This is a genomic window from Micromonospora sp. NPDC023869 (assembly GCF_055559695.1).
This window is the reverse complement of the sequence record NZ_JBVHKD010000021.1, coordinates 14,512-30,721: the sequence shown is the minus strand read 5'-3', so window position 1 is coordinate 30,721 and position 16,210 is coordinate 14,512. Positions and strand designations below refer to the sequence as shown.

Sequence of the window (16,210 nt, the reverse complement as noted above, 5' to 3'; positions counted from 1 at the left end):
GGGGTAGTGCTTCATCACCATCTGTCAGGGACTCCTGATCTCCCCGGACCATCACGATCCAAGGCTCAAGTGTCCAGGACCAGGGGGCAACTCCCTACGCACCTTCGACGCCGAAGCAGGTTGGGGTGTCATCGACGGCCCGGATGTGCCGACCGGGTGCTGGGTCCACTTCTCGGCCATTGCCTTGGATGGATACCGGAAGTTGGCCCGCGGGCAGCACGTTCGCGAACCCAGCGCAGTTCCTTCGCCTACCACAGCTCGTTGACCTTGGCATTCGATCCGCCCCGCCTCAACGACGTGGTTGGCCCTCAGGGGTAGGTGGCCCCACGCCGTGCACTGCGCGGCAGACACGGATGGCGGCCCTCTTGGGAGCCCGGGAAAGATCAGATTCATGGGACGCAGAGCTGCCACGTAGGCATGGTCGAAGGTCAGCACAATTCATGGGGCTCGTGCTGGGAGCGCCGATGCGTGTGCCGGCGAGATCTACTCCTACAGGTACCGCTGTCACGCATCCTCTGACGCTCTCTTTCCCGACGAGCTGTAGCTCGTCCAGGGCGTCGCGGATGCTATCGGCCTGTCCGACGTGGACACGTCGCCCACCGGCTTGAACGGTTCGCCCGTGGCGAGGCGGTCACGAGACCTCCGACGAAGCGGGTCTTGGAGGCGTATCGGTTCGCCCGTTACGTGGATCAATGCTGGGACGCCACGGTGAGCTTTGCGATGTCCGGGGCATAGACGGTCATCCAGTGCGGATGCAGCCGGTAGTAGACCACGTCGTTGTCCCAGTCGAAGGAGTCGTCGCCGTAGAAGTCCTTCAAGTACGCGAGCACGTCCGGCCAGTCCGTGGCCTGGTCGCCGTTGCGGGGATTGAGGATCTCCACCGTGCCGTGCGTGAAGACGCCGAGGTCCTCACCGCGCATATGTGCGGCGCTGGCGGCGGGTCGCGCCGCGAGGTGGCGCGCCTTGGCGGCGTCGCGCGCCGTACCGAAGTACCACTTGCCTCGCAGGAAGTGCCCGTCCACACCGCTGATCCGCGGCTCGCCCTTCGCCGTCACGCTCGACAGAGCAAGGGTGCACATGCCGGTGAGGACCTGGGTGAGCTGCTCCGCGTTCAGTGTGCGTGCGGTGTTGATGATCGATCGGAGGTGGGAGGTGGAGCCGGCGAGGGAGGCGTCAAGGAGGGCTTGGAGCTTTTCGAGATCTTCTGGGGTTTCGCGCATGGAGGTCCCTGTCTCTCCGTATCTATCGGTGCCCTGGTCCGCGCCCATCACCGGCGCCGACCGATGAATCTATGCTCCACGCAAAACCTGACACCTTGTGTCATATTTCTTCAACTGGCGTACGGACACCAGGTGAATGTCATCGCGTGTCGAGCACGACCAGCCGAGTGTGTTCGGAAAGTAGCCTGCTCGCGGTCAGTCCGAACATGGCGTGGAAGCTGTCGCTGAAGTGCCCCGGCGAGGCGAACCCGGCCTCGATGGACGCCCGGGTCAGGTCCATACCTTCGCCGGCCGCGAGCGCGACGTGCAGCATCCGCGCCCACAACCGGTACCGGCGGAAGCTGGTGTGGGCGTTCGCCGAGAACAGGTGCAGAAACCGTGACGTCGACAGGTGCACCTCGGCAGCGAGCTGCGCCGCGCTCATCTTCTGGTCAGGGTGAGCACGCATGATGCCGATCGCGGTGCGAATCCGCTCGTCCATCGCGCCAGGGTTCGGAGGGTCGACGAATTCCCGCAGTCGGGCCGGATCGGGGAATGAGGTCTCCTGTACGTGACTGATCAGCGACGACTCGTGCTGATAGTCGAGCCCGACCGAGGAGGTGCGTTCGGTCATCCGAGCGCGAACACCCTCCGCCAGGCCCGAGCCAGGGTCGAGGTAGAAGAACAGCATCCGGCCGTCGTCCGCGATGACCCGGTGTCGTGTTCGCGCCGGAATGAGGGCGCTGCGGGTACGCCGTTCACCGATGTCGTCGGCTTGTAGCGTGAACGGTCCGTCGACGCCCAACGCGAAGCAGTGCACGGAACCGGAGTGCGCCTTCAGCCTCAGTGAGGGCCCCAGATAGGCCGCCTGTCCGAGCCAGATCCAAATTCTCGCCTGCTCGGCACGACACGTTTCTGGAAGCGGGACATCGGCCACGAAGCCGATGATCGCACGTGTGCTCATAACCGCAGAGGAACGACCAACACGCGTGCTGCGCCCACCAGGACGAATCAGGCGGCGACTGGGGCAAGGGCTCCTTGTGGCGGCCGGATTGCTCAACGTGCTGCCCGGCGCTGGTGCCGTGTCGCCGGCCTGGGCCCGTTCGGCCTACGGCGTGGACGTCACGGGCGCGGACCTGGAGACGCTCATGCGGCATCGGGCGATCCTGCTCGCCCTGGTCGGCGTCACCGTGATCGTTTCAGCGTTCCGCCCGCACCTGCGCCCCGCCGCGGTGGCCATCAACGCGGCCAGCTTCGGCACCTTCCTGCTTCTCGTGCTGACCACCCCATCGCTGAACCAGCAGGTAGTCCGGGTGGCGCAGGTCGACGCCGTCGCGTTGCTCGTCCTGTCGGCGGGGACGGCCCTGCTCGCGTCCGGCCCCTGCGGGCGCCGCACGACGCCAGCGGTTCGAGGGCGCGAATGACGACAACGGTCATCATCATCGTCGGGACGTTCTTCTTCGGCATGGGCGTCTACGCGCTCGCCGCGCCTGCGGCACTTGCCCGTCCCTTCCGCATCGTCATCGATTCAGCAGAAGGCCGGTCCGAGATCCGTGCGGTCTACGGCGGGTTCGGCCTGGCGATCGCCGCCGTACTGGCTGCGGCGGCGCTCGACATCGGCGATATCCGGACCGGCGCGGTCATCACCGTCGCAGCGGCCCTTGCCGGAATGGCCCTCGGCCGGTTGTTCTCCCGGATCACCGACAAGGCCACAGCGTTCTATCCGATCTGGTGGTATTTCTGGATCGAGACCATCGCTGCCGCCCTGCTGTTCGGCGTCGCCTGATCCTGATCTTGGCGCGTCGTATCGCAGACAGGGAAGGCACCGCCGATGCGTGGCTCGGCGGCGTCGCGTTCTGGGCCCTAGGCTCGGCTACCAACGGCGACGGGCGTACCGGCTTCCACACGCTCGATGCGGCATGAGCGTGCACGAGCGTCGCTGGTCGCGCCGAGTAGCCGCACCGGCGCCGACGACGCGAGCGTCCCGTCCCCTGCGGATGGGCGTTCTTCGACCCCAGCCCGTGCTCGGAGTTCTCGGTCACCAGCGGCGGACATGGCACGATGGCCGTGTCCTGCGCCGCAGGTGGCCGGGCACGACGCTGATGGAGTCGGGATGTCAGAACTGGCCGGCACGCCGGTGCCAGGATTGGCGAAACTGTGGACGCACGATCCGGTCACCGCCGGCAGGTATCGGCTGATCGGCCGACTGGGCGCGGGTGGACAGGGGGTCGTCTATCTCGGCGAGGACGACGCTGGTGACCGGGTCGCGGTCAAGATGATCAACACCGATCTGAGTGATCCACGGGCCCGGTCGCAGTTCGTGAAGGAGATCGCCGCCGCACGCCGGGTCGCTCCGTTCTGCACCGCGCAGGTGCTCTTCGCCGAGGTGGATGGCGAGCAGCCCTATGTGGTCAGTGAATTCATCGAGGGTCCGACCCTGCACCGACACGTCCGCGAGCACGGCCCGGTGACCGGCAACTCCCTACACCGTCTCGCGGTCGGCACTGTCACCGCACTCGCCGCGATCCATGGTGCCGGCGTGGTGCACTGCGATCTGAAGCCGGACAATGTCGTACTCGGCAAGGACGGCCCTCGGGTGATCGACTTCGGCATTGCACGCGCGTTGGGAGTCACCGAGACGGCGTCCAGTCGAGTCATGGGGACCACCGCCTACATGGCGCCCGAGCGGTTCCGTAACGAGGCGGTCGGTCCACCGTGCGACGTCTTCGCCTGGGCGGCCACGATCGCCTTCGCTGCCGGCGGTCAGCCGCCGTTCGGCAATGACTCGCTCTTCGCCGTGATGCACCGGGTGCTGCACGATCCACCCGAGCTGCCCGTGTTGCCTGCCGCACTGGACGAACTCATTCGGCAGTGCCTGGCCAAGGATCCGGCGGATCGGCCGGGTGCCGAACGTGTACTGGTACGGCTGCTCCGACAGGACGCCACGCTCACCAAGCCGCTACATCGGGAGAACCTGCTCGAAGTCGGCAACGAGACAGCGGGCGCGCCGACACCGAACCACCTGCTCCCCCAGCTCACGCCGACGGCACCGCAGCCGCACTCGACGACGTCGCGGACTCCGGCCCAGCCGACGGTGCCGACCCAGGCCCGGCCGACGCGGCCGGAACACGTGCCCGTGACGGAGCCCGCCGTCGGCGCCGAGCCCGACGGCGCGCTGCGGCGACTGCGGCGTGAGTCCCTGGACGCCTGGGGCCTTTCGACCGCACTCTTCCTCGGTTCGGTGGGCGCCGCCGGCGGCTACGTCGCGTCGAGCGCGATCGGCCCGGCCGCCGCAGTCGGGGCGGTCACCTTCGTCGTGGTCTACCTGGTTCGGCTACTCGTCGCGACGGCGGTCGGGGGACGGTCCGACCACGGATGACTCGGTACGGTGGAGGTCTGGGGCGCCGGCTGGCGCCGGATCGATAGGTTGACTGCCACCAGCCGTCTGCCGAGGAGGACGTCCCGATGACCCCACCCGCTACGCGTACACGGCAGTGGTTGCCCTACACCGCCGCCGTCACCGCCGGGCTGGTGGTCATCGTCGGAGCGTTCGTGTTCGTCCAACAGCGCGAAGCAGGCAGCGAGGGGCCCCGCACCGACTGCGCCATCACCCTCCAGGTCAACTCCTCCACGGAGAAGGCGGAGCTGCTGGTCGACCTGGCCGAGCGCTACAACAGCAGCACCCGGTCGATCGACGGCGGCGGCTGCGCCCAGGTGCACGTCAGCCCGTTGAACTCGGGCAAGGCCACCGAGGCGCTGGCCACCGGATGGGCTGACGAAAAACTCCCGCCACAGCCACAGGTCTGGCTGCCGACGTCGAGCCTGTGGACCGGCCAGTTGCGGCTGCTCGACCAGGCCGCCGGGCGAGCGCCGCAGACGCCGGACCGCTACCCGTCGATCGCCAACAGCCCGCTGGTGATCGCGATGCCGCAGCCCAAGGCCGACCTGGTACGCCAGCGCGGGCCGCTGGGCTGGGGAGAGATCCTGGGCCTGTCTGGGCGGGACGGGTGGGCGGGCTTCGGCAAGCCGGAATGGGGCCGGTTCACCTTCGGCAAGGACAACCCGAACCTGTCCACCTCCGGGCTGGCGGCGACCATCGCCACCTACTACGCGGCGGTGCAACGATCCAGCGACCTCACCCGGTCCGACCTGGCCGACCCCGCGGTCACGCAGTTCGTCCGCCGGATCGAAGCCAACGTGGCGCACTACAGCGACGACTCGATGGACCTGCTGCGCAGCCTCGCCGAGGCGGACCTGGCGGGCCGTACGGACGACATGAGTGCCATCGTCCTGCAGGAGGAACTGGTGGACCTCTACAACACGGGTGCGTTGAGCCCCCGGCAGGAGGGGCAGGAGCGGGGCCGCCGGCCGAACGTCCCGCTGGTCGCCGTCCACCCCAAGGAGGGCACGTTCAACCTGGACCACCCGTTCGTGGTGCTGCCCTCCGCCGATGAGCGGCAGCGCGCGGCAGCGGCCGACTTCCAGGCCTTCCTGACCGAGGACGCCCAGCAGGAGAGCTTCACCCGCCTCGGTTTCCGGGACCACGAACGCCGCGCCTCGCCGGAGCTGCTCGCCAGCGTCGGCGACGAGCCGGCCGGCGGGCTGAACTACTTCGAGCCCCCGGACCCTCAGGTGGTCGGTGCGATGCTGGACGGCTGGCGCACCCTCCGTAAGAAGGCCAACATCCTGATCGCCCTGGACACGTCAGGATCGATGCAGGCGATGGTCGGCACCCGTACCCGTTTCCAGGTCGCCTCGGCGGCAGCGGGCAAGGGCCTCGCGTTGCTCAACTCCGAGGACCGGGTGGGGCTCTGGTCCTTCTCCTCGGAGACGTCGAAGCGGCCGAAGAGCCCCTACCGTGAGGAGGTTCCTCTCGGCGCGTTCGATCAGAAGCGGATCACCCGCAAGATTGACGGCCTACATGTCGAGGGCGGCACCGCGCTCTACGCGACGGTCCGGGCCGCTCACCGGGAGCTGCTGGACCGGTACGACCCACAGCGGATCAACGCGATCGTCGTGCTGACCGACGGCAAGAACGAGTACACCAAGGACAACGACCTCACCCGCCTGCTCGACGAGGTCGTCCTGGACCCGCAGCGTCCGGTGAAGGTGTTCTGCATCGCCTTCGACCGGGAGTCGGACTTCGTCACCCTGGACAAGATCGCCAAAGCGTCGTCGGGCAAGGCCTACGACGCCACCGATCCCGCCACGATCGACGAAGCGTTCGTGAAGCTGGTCAGCAGCTTCTGACATGTTCGGAGCGTGGCGAGGTACGGCGCAGCGACGCGTACAGGCGGGACTGGGTGCGCCAGTCGGTGAAACTCATGCCGGCCTCGGCGACGAACGCCCGCTGTACCGTCTTGGCGCTGGTGTAGAGGCTCTCCGCCCACTCGTCGAGCGTACGGAGGTCGGCCGGGGTGGTGAGCAGGCCGTGTGCGACGGCCAGCGCCCGATCGTTGCGAGGCATCGTGAGCTGCAGGCCCGTACGACCGCCGACCGGGGTGAGCACGTCGAACAGCACAGACCAGGCACGCAGCGCGGCGCCCTCGGCAGGCCCGGGCCGGCCCGGGTGGTGCACCAGTTCGCGGACCATCGGGGTCATCGCGACCAGGGTGGGGCCGGGGTGCCGACAAGAGCGCGCCGTCCGAGATCAATCGCGGCAGCGGCCTTTCGGATCGTGCCGTCGGAAGTGGCCAGTCATGGCGTAGCTCGTTCGGACGACCAGCGGGTCGGCCTGCTTGTTGGGTAGGCGCCGGTGACCTCGGCGAGCCGGTGGTGCGGATGCCCTGCATCACGTCGTACGAGCCACCCGGTCCACGCCCGACGTCGCCAGAACCTCGGCACATTCAGGCCTTGTCGGTAAACACCCCGACACTTCGTCACGCCTGGATGACTGGAGGCGCTAAAGTGCTGCCCCAACTCCGGTGGGTAAAGGGACGGTGATGCTGCGTGTCCAGCACGGGCGGCGAGTCCGTGGCGTTGCTGTCCCGGTACGGGCGGCGTTTCGCGGCCACTGTCCGGATCGTGATTCTTGGCCTGGTCGCCGTGATCGGCGTGGCCCGTACGACTGGCGAGTACGTCGTGCCGACCGTCGCGCTGGTCGGAGCGTGGAGCGCGGTGTACGTATGGTGGCTGTTGCACCGGACCGGCCTCTGGGCGACCGCGGTCGACGTGGCGGTGATGGTCCTCGTCTCTCTGAGCATCTTCTGGACCGACGCCGCTGCGGATAACAATGTCGGGTGGATCCGCCTCCTGGTGAGTTTCACCTGTCTGGCGTACCAGTGCTACACACCGTTGGTGTACGGCATGGTGGCGACTGCGGTGGCCGCCGGCACGCTGCTCGCCGTCGTAATGATCAATGATCCGGCGTCTGACGTGGTGAATGCGGCTATCTGGGTGCTCGCTATCGCGGCGCTCTCCCGGACGGCGTGGACGCTCGTAATGCGCGGCGCGCGGACCGCGGACCGGCTGGCGCTTGCCGCTGAGCGGATCCGCAAGGCCCAGCGCGTCGCCGCTGCGGTCCGCGCCGACGAGCGTGAGATGGTCAATGCGCTCCACGATACGGCGGCTACCACCCTACTGATGGTGGCGAACGGCCAGGTGCAAGCGTGCGATGCGTGGCTGATGCCCCGGGCACGGCGCGACCTCGACATGCTGCATGCGTACGGGGAGCCGGTTCCCGCCGAGGCCGACTTGGTGCAGTTGCTCCGAGCCGAGGCGGAGGCAGTTACCCAGCTACGGGTACGGTTCGCCGCCCCTCAGCGCCTACCGGTGCCCTATCGGACCGGGCGGGCGATAGCCGACGCGGCCCGCGAGGCGATGAACAACGTGGTGCGGCACGCCGCCGCACAACAACTTCAGGTGCGGCTGACCGGAGACTCCCAGCGGCTGAGGGTGGATGTGGTCGACGACGGCTGCGGATTCACCCCCGAGCGGGTACCGGCGACGCGCCGCGGCCTTCGTGACTGTGTGCGGGGCCGGCTCGCCGCTGTCGGCGGCGCCGCGCGGGTCGACTCTCGCCCTGGCGTCGGTACGACGGTGTCACTGGAGTGGCATAGTGAGTGACGATCCGCAGGTTGCGATCGAGCTGGCCACCCGCACTCAGCTGATGTCGCGTCTGCGCGTGGGCTTCCTCGTCATGGCGGCGGGCGGACTGCTGCTCGCCAGTCTCACCAACATGCTCAGCGACTGGGGGCTGTACGAACCGGACTGGTTGCAGGTGCCTGCGTTCGTGATGCTCGTCGGCGTGCTCGGCGTCGAGGCCGTGCTGGTCGTTCGGAGGAAGTTCTGGCCGAAGACGTGGCGCTGGCTGGCGGTCAGTGTGGTGATCTTCTCGTCCGCACTCTCCTACTCGGCCCTTCCGTACGGCCATACCGCCTTCGCCGGTGACTGGGTCTTCGGCGCGGCGAACTGGGTTGGGCTTGTGGTGCTGCTGAGTCAACCGCTTCGGATAAAGGTGGCGTTCCTCGGCACGCACTGGTGCGTCGCGCTGTCGAACATGCTTCTCTTCTCCGACGTGGACCGCACTGTGGTGCTCCGCTTCGCCACCGGATCGGTCGGCGTCATCGGGTATCCACTCTGCATAGCGGTGTCGGCTGCGGCGCTCCGCGGGATCGCCCGCTCGGCGGCAGCCGCGAGATGGGAGGCCGAGCAGGTCGCCGTCGAGGAGGCGGCTGCGGCCGAGTCACACCGACGCCGACAGCAGCGCTTCACCGACCTGCACCTGAGCACGATGCCGCTACTTGAGGGGTTGGCGAGCGGACGGCTCGACCCGGCCGGTCCGCAGGTGCGGCACGACTGCGCGATCGAGGCGGCCCGGATGCGGCGCCTGTTCGCCGAGGTCGACGTCGTACCCAACCGACTGTTGCATGAGCTACGGCACTGCGCGGACATCGCCGACCGCAAGGGCGTGCTGGTCGAGCTGGACGTGCGCGGGCACTGCCCGGACCTGCCGCTACCAGTCCGACGCGACCTCACCGAGGCGCCCCTGATCGCACTCGCCACGGCGACCTCGTGGGCCCGGGTCACCGTAATAGGTGGCCCCGACCTCGTCTGCATCAACGTGCTCGCCGACTGCGAGTCGCCGGACCTGCCGCGTCCGGCCGCACCGGGCGTCCGGCTCGACACATTTCAGACCGGGGAGAGGCTGTGGGTGGAGGTGCAATGGCAGGCGAACGCATCACTGCGGTGATCGTTGACGACCACACCGCAATCGCCGCAGGTGTCAGGTACTGGTGCGAGCGGGCCATCCCGCCGATCGACGTGATCGACGCGCAGGCCCAGATGGCGAACGTCTGGACCGGTCCAGGCGGCCGCGCCGACGTGGTGGTCTTCGACCTGGAACTGGTGCCGAAGAACCCGGCCTTCGGCGAGCTACGGCGGCTCGTCGACAACGGCCGCCGGGTCGTCGTCTACTCCCAGCACGCCGACACCGCCACCGTGCTGAAGTGCATCAACCTCGGCGCGCTGGCGTACCTGGCCAAGACCGAAGGGCCGGAGCACCTGGTACCGGCCATCCACGCGGCCGCAGACGGCCGGGCGTACACGCCACCGTCGCTCGGCGGGGTGCTGGCCGCCGACGACGATCCCAGCCGTCCCCGGCTTTCCCTACGCGAGTCGGAGGTGCTGCGCGCCTGGTTCGCATCGTCATCCAAGGACCTCGTTGCCGCGAAACTCAACATCAGTGTGAAAACGGTGGACACACACATCGAGCGGGTGCGGGTGAAGTACGCCAATGTAGGTCGGGCCGCCCGGACGAAAAGTGAACTGGTTGCCCGTGCCCTACACGACGGCCTGATCACCCTCGTCGAACTCGACGAGATGATGGACCCAGATTCGTAGCAGCGAGCCGTTCAGTAACGGCGCTTAGCCTTTGTCGGCGACGACCCACACAAGAAGTGCGGCCCGGGGTGATATCACCCCGGGCCGCACTTCCTACACTTCGGCCGTCTACGCGCTGGTCACTTGAACCGGATGAACTTGGAGAACTGGTTGTTGGCCGTTCCCACCGAGACGGTACGGTGGCTGTACCGTTCGGCAACCAGGTAGTTGTATTCGTCGACTTCGAAGGTTCCGTTCGAGTTGACCCGAGTGACGAAAGCGACGTGTCCGTAGGTACCACCGAGACGGACCGCAATGTCGCCGGCCCTCGGGCTGCTGTGGACCGGCACTCCGGCACCTTGCGCGGCGCCGACCCACTCCTTGGCGTGCCCCCACCGCTTCTGACCCTTGTACTGGTTGTGGAAGGCAACACCAACCCGGTCACGCAAGGCCCAGGCCGCGAAGCTGGTGCACTGCCCCTTGTAGAAGTTCCAGGGATCGGTGCCCGACTGCCCCCGGTAGGGATAGTCATCTCGGGCTGGATAGGTCGAAGTCGAGATCAGCTGGTGAGATGCGTTGTTGTTCTTCAACGTGGAGTTCAGGTTTGACTTCACACCGGGCGCGAAGTCCTGATGTGCGTACGAGCCGTCGTAGTTGCTGTTGTAGTAGACACGCACCGTAGCACTGGTACGGTTCCAGACGGACGCGGCCTGGTTCTTGATACACAATCCTTGGCCGCTGCCGGCGCTTTTGAACTCGTAGCAGCTCGGCTGAGCGCTGCCATAGTCAGCGAGTGATCCAATGTGGTCAGAAGTCGACCCGGCCTGTGCACTGTTGTAGTAGTAACAGAATTCGCCGGTTTCGCAGGATCCGTTGCGGGATACCGCCTGAGCGGGCGCGGTAAAGACCAGTGCGCCCAATGTTGCGACAAGCGCGGCGGCACCTAAAGCACCCAGCGCACGAACAACAATTCGGGACATGCCTCTTCCCTTCTGCGAGACGAACATTCAACTCCTTCAAGGAGCTGTCATCACCATAGGCGTCAATAAAGTCCGCCGGTGTCCGGCAAACAACCCACAGTCAGGGTCACGTCATCGCGTTTTCGTCGACCAAGCGTCTCGACGACCACGACCAGCCATGGAGCGAGCGCTTCCGGTCGCTGAAACCTGCAAAGCAAGATCGCCGGAGACACCGATGGCAAGACCGGCCCAACTCGCCACTCGCGGGCGAACCGGCGGACCGCGCCATGTCGACGGCGCGCGCGGGTGAGTGACGTTCGCCGCGATGCCGACTGACCGTTGGTGCGTGGGGGGCCGAGTGGATAACTTCGAGCCCTCAGGGTGGGCGACGGGCGGAGGCTGGATGACGCATGGCAACGCTGAGTATCGCTACGCAAACACGGCGATACTGTCGGTTACGGCTTTGGAGGCGCCGGTCATCGTCACCTCTGATGAGTTCGATGAGCAGCTGAGCGAGACCTTCCGGCGGCTGAGACTGCGCCCAGGGATGCTCCAGCGGATCGCCGGGGTCCAGGAGCGGCGCTGGTGGCCGGAGGGCTTCGGGTTCGCCGAGGCGGCGGCGACGGCCGGGGCCAAGGCCTTGTCGGAAGCGGGTGTCGACGCGCGTGACGTCGGCCTGTTGATCAACACGTCGGTGTCCCGCGCGCATCTGGAGCCCTCGACGGCGGTCGAGATCCATCACGCTCTGGACCTGCCGCCGTCGGCCTTGAACTTCGACATCGCCAACGCCTGCCTCGGCTTCGTCAACGGGATCCAGGTCGCTGCCAACATGATCGACGCCGGGCAGATCCGGTACGCGCTGGTCGTGGCGGGCGAAAGTTCCCGCGAGGCCCAACAGGTGACCATCGAGCGGTTACGGAGGTCCGACTCCACCCGCGACGACGTCCGGGAGCAGTTCGCCACGTTGACCCTCGGTTCCGGCGCGGCCGCGATGGTGTTGGCCGCCGCCGGCAGCCATCCACAGGAACACCGGCTGATCGGCGGTGTGAGCAGGGCGGCCACCCAACATCACCAGTTGTGCGTCGGGGACAACACGCGGATGCGCACCGATGCGAAGGGCCTACTCGACGCGGGTGTGGACCTCGCGGAGGCGACCTGGGCGCATGCCGAGTCGTGGGGTTGGCAGGACATGGACCTCTACGTCATGCATCAGGTGTCGGCGGCGCACACGCGGGGCGTCGCCGAGCGGCTTGGCCTCGACCATCGGAGGGTCCCGGCGACGTTCCCGCTGTGGGGAAACGTGGGCCCGGCGTCGCTACCGATGACCCTGGCCCAGCAGGCTGGATCGCTCCAATCCGGGGACCGGGTGTTGTGCATGGGGGTCGGTTCCGGCCTGAACACGTGCGCGCTGGAGGTCGTGTGGTGAGCAGCCGGCAGGAGGGGCCACCGCTGGGGTTGCCCGGTCTGGACAGTGCGTGGTCCCGGTGGGTCACGGCGACGGACAGTCAGGGCGTGCAACGCACCTGGCATGTCCTGGACACCGCCGCTACGGACTCGGACAGCGCGATCCAACCCGTGGGAACGCTGCTGTGCGTGCACGGCAATCCCACCTGGTCGTACCTGTGGCGGCACCTGCTGGCCCGGTTCCAACGGGCTGACGCTCCGCCGTGGCGGGTGGTCGCCGTGGACCATCTGGACATGGGGTTCTCGGAGCGGACTGGCACCGTACGCGGGCTGGCGCAGCGAATCGACGACCTCACCACGGTCACCGACGCGCTCGGCATCACCGGGCCGGTCGTCACAGTCGGGCACGACTGGGGCGGGTCCATCTCCTTGGGTTGGGCGCTGCGTCACCGCGATCAGCTCCGTGGTGTCGTGCTGACCAACACTGCGGTGCACCAGCCGAGTGGGTCGCCGGCGCCCGCACTGATCCGCCTGGCCCGACTACCCGGTGTGTTGCCGACGGTGACCGTGCGGACGCAGACGTTCCTGCAGGCCACCCTCGCATTGGCGAACCCGTGGCTGCCGAAGCCTGTCCGCGAGGGCTATCTCGCTCCGTACCGTGGTGAGGACCGACGGGCGGCGATCGGCGGCTTCGTCGCGGACATCCCGCTCGGTCCCGAACACCCGAGCTGGCAGGCGCTGCAAGAGGTCTCGCAGCGTCTGCACACGTTGGCGGGGATACCGGCACTGCTGCTGTGGGGGCCGCGCGACCCGGTCTTCGGCGAGGTGCACCTGCGCGACCTGCGCAACCGGCTGCCGCATGCACAGGTGCACCGGTTCGAAGGCGCGGGTCACCTGCTCGCCGAGGACGCTGATGTCGCCGGTGCGGTCGCCCAGTGGCTGGTCGACCTGGACCGCCGGCCCGCCGAGCCGATCGCGCCGCCGGAACCGGCGGCGCCGTGGCGTCCGCTGTGGGCGGCGTTGGCGGAGCGTGCCGAGGACCGGTCGGTCGCTCTGGTGGAGCTGGCGAACAAGGGTCGGCAGATCAGCTGGTCGTTGCTGTGGCGACGCATTCAGGAGATCGGGGCCGGGTTGTCGGCCTCCGGCGTGCGTCGCGGCGATCGGGTGGCACTGCTCGTACCGCCCGGCGCCGATCTGACCGCCGCCGTCTACGCGTGCCTTCGCATCGGTGCGGTGATCGTGGTAGCCGATCCCGGGCTGGGACTGGGCGGCATGAGCCGAGCGCTCCGCAGCGCCGACCCCTCGCACCTCGTCGCCATCGGCCCCGGACTCGCTCTCGCCCGCGCCCTGCGCTGGCCCGGAAGGCCACTCGGGGCCGGACCTGGCGCCGCCGTGCTGGGCGCGCTCACCCTGGGCAAGCTGGCCCGCCTCGGCGCCGACGTCCGGGACCTTCCGGCCCCGCCAGACCCGGACGACGACGCGGCCGTGCTGTTCACGTCCGGTTCCACCGGGCCGGCGAAGGGTGTGGTCTACACCCACCGCCAGCTCGCCGCGATGCGGGACGCGCTGTTCGGCCTCGGGATGAACGCCGACGCCGGAATCGTGGCGGCCTTCGCGCCGTTCGCACTCTTCGGACCGGCTCTCGGCGCCCCGTCGGCGATCCCGGACATGCGGGTCACCGCCCCACGGACGTTGACCGCCGCCGCTCTCGCCGAGGCGGTGGCCGCAGTGGACGCCTCGGCGGTGTTCGCCTCACCGGCCGCGCTCCGCAACGTGGTCGACACCGGCAACGGGGTGGACGATCGCCAGCGCACCGCCTTGGAGGACGTGACGTTGCTGCTGAGCGCGGGCGCGCCGGTGCCCGCCGCGCTGCTGACCCAGACGCGAGCCTTGATGCCCAAGGCGCAGCCGCACACGCCCTACGGGATGACCGAGGTCCTTCCGGTCACCGACATCACCCTCGACGAGATCGTCGAGGCCGAGCCGGGTGACGGTGTCTGCGTCGGCCGGCCGTTGCCGGGTGTTCAGGTGGCGATCGCGGCCCTGGACTCGAGCGGTACGCCTTCCGAGCACGCCGGTTGCGCTCCTGGGCTGACCGGCGAGATCCTGGTCAGGGCCGGGCATGTGAAGGATCGGTACGACGGGCTCTGGCTGACCGAGCGGGACAGCTCCCGCACTCCCGGATGGCACCGCACGGGCGACGTGGGCTACCTGGACCCCGAAGGCCGGCTCTGGGTGCAGGGTCGACTGGCCCATATCCTGCTCACCTCCGACGGCGTGCTCGCCCCGGTCGGCGTCGAGCAGCAGGTCGAATCGGTGCCGCAGATCGCGCGAGCCGCCGTGGTCGGTGTGGGACCGCCCGGTGTGGCGAAGGTCGTGGTGATCGCCGAGACCCTGCCCGGGACCCGCCATGCCCGACTGGCCAGCCGAGACCTGGCCGACGCGGTACGTGCCGCGACCGTGCCACCGGTCGCGGCCGTGTTGGTGGTCCCGTCCCTGCCCACCGACATACGCCACAACTCGAAGATCGACCGTACGCGGCTACGGGACTGGGCGGAACGAGTGCTCGCCGGCGGGAGGGTCAGCGGACTGTGAGAATCCTGGTCACCGGTGCCAGCGGCATGCTCGGCGGCGCCACTGCCACCGCGTTGCGTAGGCGTGGCGACGAGGTCCGCGTCCTGCAGCGTCGACCCAGCGGCCTGGTCGGGGTCGACGAGCGCCGCGGCGACATCACCGATCCGGAAGCCGTCCGGGCGGCCACAGAGGGGGTCGACGCCGTGGTCCACCTGGCCGCGAAAGTGTCGATGACCGGCCCGTGGCGACAATTCGAGCACATCAACATCGGCGGTACGGCCACCGTGCTCGCCGCCGCCCGGGCAGCCGGCGTGACGCGATTCGTGCACGTGTCCTCGCCGTCGGTCGCTCACCATGGCACCGGCCTGGTCGGCGCCGGAGCCGGCGCAGCCGACCCCGAGCGGGCCCGGGGAAACTACGCCCGCAGCAAGGCCTCGGCGGAGTCGCTCGCACTGGCCGCCGACTCGCCCGACTTCGCCGTGGTGGCGATCCGCCCCCACCTGGTCTGGGGACCGGGTGACACCCAGTTGGTGGGCCGCATCGTCGAGCGGGCCCAGGCCGGCCGGCTGGCACTGGTCGGCCAGGGGACCGCCCTGATCGACACGACGTACGTGGACAACGCCGTCGACGCCCTCGTCGCTGCGCTCGACCGGGTGCCCGAGGCGGACGTACACGGGCAGGCCTTTGTCGTCACCAACGGCGAGCCTCGGACGGTACACGAACTCGTCGAGCGTATCTGCGTCGCCGCCGGGACGACGCCACCGAGACTTCGGGTACCGGTGGTCGCAGCGAAGGCCGGCGGCGCCGCAGTGGAGTGGCTGTGGTCGGCGCTTCGGCAGACCGACGAACCGCCCATGACCCGGTTTCTGGCCGAGCAGTTGTCCACCGCACACTGGTTCGACCAACGCCGGACCCGCGAGGCACTGCGCTGGTCACCGCAGGTGACGTTGGATGAAGGCTTCGTTCGGCTAGCTGCGGCGTACCATCGACGCTGAGCCGGTCTCATCGTGGTCGAGGGCGGCATCCTGCAGGTGAGAATCGACAGCGCCTACCGCTTCGACGAGGCAGTGGAGGCATTCGCCCGCGTCGAGACCCGCCGCGCCAAAGGCAAGGTCGTCGTCCTCACCGGGCCAGCGACCTGAGCCTCGACCCACGCACCGCCCGCTACGAGGATCCGGGCCGCCGCGACCGCTGGCGCAACGGGCCACTGCCCGCGTGACGCGGGCGCGGGTGTGGTCGCTGGCATCGGCGTAC

General features: G+C 68.4%; 16 protein-coding genes. 12 read left to right on the top strand and 4 right to left on the bottom strand.

The genetic code is table 11. The annotated features are described in order from the left end of the window. The first annotated feature begins 145 nt into the window (after positions 1 to 145). The gene (locus ACZ31C_RS32000; RefSeq protein ID WP_465798473.1) at positions 146 to 265 is read left to right on the top strand and encodes a hypothetical protein; all 120 of its coding nucleotides are present in this window, start codon (positions 146 to 148) and stop codon (positions 263 to 265) included. A 424-nt stretch (positions 266 to 689) separates the two neighbouring features. Here ACZ31C_RS32000 and ACZ31C_RS31995 read toward each other — a convergent pair whose 3' ends face one another. Together ACZ31C_RS31995 and ACZ31C_RS31990 are read right to left on the bottom strand one after the other, a co-directional pair. Then, positions 690 to 1,220, bottom strand: coding sequence for a pyridoxamine 5'-phosphate oxidase family protein (locus tag ACZ31C_RS31995; protein WP_465798472.1), 531 nt, complete (start codon positions 1,218 to 1,220; stop codon positions 690 to 692). A gap of 139 nt (positions 1,221 to 1,359) precedes the next feature. Beyond that, positions 1,360 to 2,259 carry a helix-turn-helix domain-containing protein gene (locus tag ACZ31C_RS31990; RefSeq protein WP_465798471.1) on the bottom strand — a complete coding sequence of 300 codons (900 nt, stop codon included), beginning with the start codon at positions 2,257 to 2,259 and terminating at the stop codon, positions 1,360 to 1,362. On the opposite strand from ACZ31C_RS31990, the gene ACZ31C_RS31985 reads away from it, so the two are divergent. The 4 genes from ACZ31C_RS31985 to ACZ31C_RS31970 all read left to right on the top strand — a co-directional run bounded on the left by ACZ31C_RS31985 (position 2,252) and on the right by ACZ31C_RS31970 (position 6,449). Then, on the top strand, positions 2,252 to 2,623 hold the full coding sequence (locus ACZ31C_RS31985) for a hypothetical protein (RefSeq protein WP_465798470.1): 372 nt from the start codon (positions 2,252 to 2,254) through the stop codon (positions 2,621 to 2,623). The two genes, ACZ31C_RS31990 and ACZ31C_RS31985, sit on opposite strands and share 8 nt — an antisense overlap. Further along, on the top strand, positions 2,620 to 2,985 hold the full coding sequence (locus ACZ31C_RS31980) for a DUF4345 family protein (protein WP_465798469.1): 366 nt from the start codon (positions 2,620 to 2,622) through the stop codon (positions 2,983 to 2,985). Before ACZ31C_RS31985 ends, ACZ31C_RS31980 begins: the two co-directional genes overlap by 4 nt. A 327-nt stretch (positions 2,986 to 3,312) precedes the next feature. Then, complete coding sequence (locus ACZ31C_RS31975) at positions 3,313 to 4,578, top strand: serine/threonine-protein kinase (protein WP_465798468.1); 1,266 nt, start codon at positions 3,313 to 3,315, stop codon at positions 4,576 to 4,578. Between the two features lie 86 nt (positions 4,579 to 4,664). Further along, positions 4,665 to 6,449, top strand: a complete 1,785-nt coding sequence (locus ACZ31C_RS31970) for a substrate-binding and vWA domain-containing protein (protein ID WP_465798467.1) — start codon at positions 4,665 to 4,667, stop codon at positions 6,447 to 6,449. Here ACZ31C_RS31970 and ACZ31C_RS31965 read toward each other — a convergent pair. After that, positions 6,436 to 6,801: a hypothetical protein gene (locus ACZ31C_RS31965; protein ID WP_465798466.1), complete on the bottom strand. Its 366-nt coding sequence runs from the start codon at positions 6,799 to 6,801 to the stop codon at positions 6,436 to 6,438. The two genes, ACZ31C_RS31970 and ACZ31C_RS31965, sit on opposite strands and share 14 nt — an antisense overlap. Before the next feature lie 347 nt (positions 6,802 to 7,148). On the opposite strand from ACZ31C_RS31965, the gene ACZ31C_RS31960 reads away from it, so the two are divergent. Genes ACZ31C_RS31960 through ACZ31C_RS31950 form a run of 3 tightly spaced genes read left to right on the top strand, consistent with a single transcriptional unit; the run spans position 7,149 to position 10,040 of the window. Continuing rightward, entirely contained in the window at positions 7,149 to 8,264 is a 1,116-nt protein-coding gene (locus ACZ31C_RS31960; RefSeq protein ID WP_465798465.1) for a sensor histidine kinase, read from the top strand. Next, the gene (locus ACZ31C_RS31955; protein ID WP_465798464.1) at positions 8,257 to 9,390 is read left to right on the top strand and encodes a hypothetical protein; all 1,134 of its coding nucleotides are present in this window, start codon (positions 8,257 to 8,259) and stop codon (positions 9,388 to 9,390) included. The genes ACZ31C_RS31960 and ACZ31C_RS31955 overlap by 8 nt, the downstream gene beginning before the upstream one ends. Next, the gene (locus ACZ31C_RS31950) at positions 9,363 to 10,040 is read left to right on the top strand and encodes a response regulator (RefSeq protein ID WP_465798463.1); all 678 of its coding nucleotides are present in this window, start codon (positions 9,363 to 9,365) and stop codon (positions 10,038 to 10,040) included. Before ACZ31C_RS31955 ends, ACZ31C_RS31950 begins: the two co-directional genes overlap by 28 nt. Before the next feature lie 119 nt (positions 10,041 to 10,159). Here the strand turns inward: ACZ31C_RS31950 and ACZ31C_RS31945 are convergent, their stop codons facing one another. Continuing rightward, a complete protein-coding gene (locus ACZ31C_RS31945) occupies positions 10,160 to 11,026 on the bottom strand; it encodes a CHAP domain-containing protein (protein WP_465798462.1) in 867 nt (288 codons plus the stop codon). A 355-nt stretch (positions 11,027 to 11,381) separates the two neighbouring features. On the opposite strand from ACZ31C_RS31945, the gene ACZ31C_RS31940 reads away from it, so the two are divergent. The 4 genes from ACZ31C_RS31940 to ACZ31C_RS31925 are packed head-to-tail and all read left to right on the top strand — an operon-like array spanning position 11,382 to position 16,098. Further along, on the top strand, positions 11,382 to 12,404 hold the full coding sequence (locus ACZ31C_RS31940) for a 3-oxoacyl-ACP synthase III (protein WP_465798461.1): 1,023 nt from the start codon (positions 11,382 to 11,384) through the stop codon (positions 12,402 to 12,404). Next, positions 12,401 to 14,977 carry an alpha/beta fold hydrolase gene (locus ACZ31C_RS31935; protein WP_465798460.1) on the top strand — a complete coding sequence of 859 codons (2,577 nt, stop codon included), beginning with the start codon at positions 12,401 to 12,403 and terminating at the stop codon, positions 14,975 to 14,977. The genes ACZ31C_RS31940 and ACZ31C_RS31935 overlap by 4 nt, the downstream gene beginning before the upstream one ends. After that, entirely contained in the window at positions 14,974 to 15,951 is a 978-nt protein-coding gene (locus ACZ31C_RS31930; RefSeq protein ID WP_465798459.1) for an NAD-dependent epimerase/dehydratase family protein, read from the top strand. The genes ACZ31C_RS31935 and ACZ31C_RS31930 overlap by 4 nt, the downstream gene beginning before the upstream one ends. Before the next feature lie 12 nt (positions 15,952 to 15,963). Next, entirely contained in the window at positions 15,964 to 16,098 is a 135-nt protein-coding gene (locus ACZ31C_RS31925) for a zinc-binding dehydrogenase (protein ID WP_465798458.1), read from the top strand. Positions 16,099 to 16,210 lie beyond the last annotated feature (112 nt).

Bases quoted from the DNA above. Each gene is read 5' to 3' on its own strand.
- ACZ31C_RS31995 (WP_465798472.1), bottom strand. From the start codon at position 1,220: ATGCGCGAAACCCCAGAAGATCTCGAAAAGCTCCAAGCCCTCCTTGAC.
- ACZ31C_RS31980 (WP_465798469.1), top strand. From the start codon at position 2,620: ATGACGACAACGGTCATCATCATCGTCGGGACGTTCTTCTTCGGCATG.
- ACZ31C_RS31975 (WP_465798468.1), top strand. From the start codon at position 3,313: ATGTCAGAACTGGCCGGCACGCCGGTGCCAGGATTGGCGAAACTGTGG.
- ACZ31C_RS31970 (WP_465798467.1), top strand. From the start codon at position 4,665: ATGACCCCACCCGCTACGCGTACACGGCAGTGGTTGCCCTACACCGCC.
- ACZ31C_RS31965 (WP_465798466.1), bottom strand. From the start codon at position 6,801: ATGACCCCGATGGTCCGCGAACTGGTGCACCACCCGGGCCGGCCCGGG.
- ACZ31C_RS31950 (WP_465798463.1), top strand. From the start codon at position 9,363: ATGGCAGGCGAACGCATCACTGCGGTGATCGTTGACGACCACACCGCA.
- ACZ31C_RS31945 (WP_465798462.1), bottom strand. From the start codon at position 11,026: ATGTTCGTCTCGCAGAAGGGAAGAGGCATGTCCCGAATTGTTGTTCGT.
- ACZ31C_RS31940 (WP_465798461.1), top strand. From the start codon at position 11,382: ATGACGCATGGCAACGCTGAGTATCGCTACGCAAACACGGCGATACTG.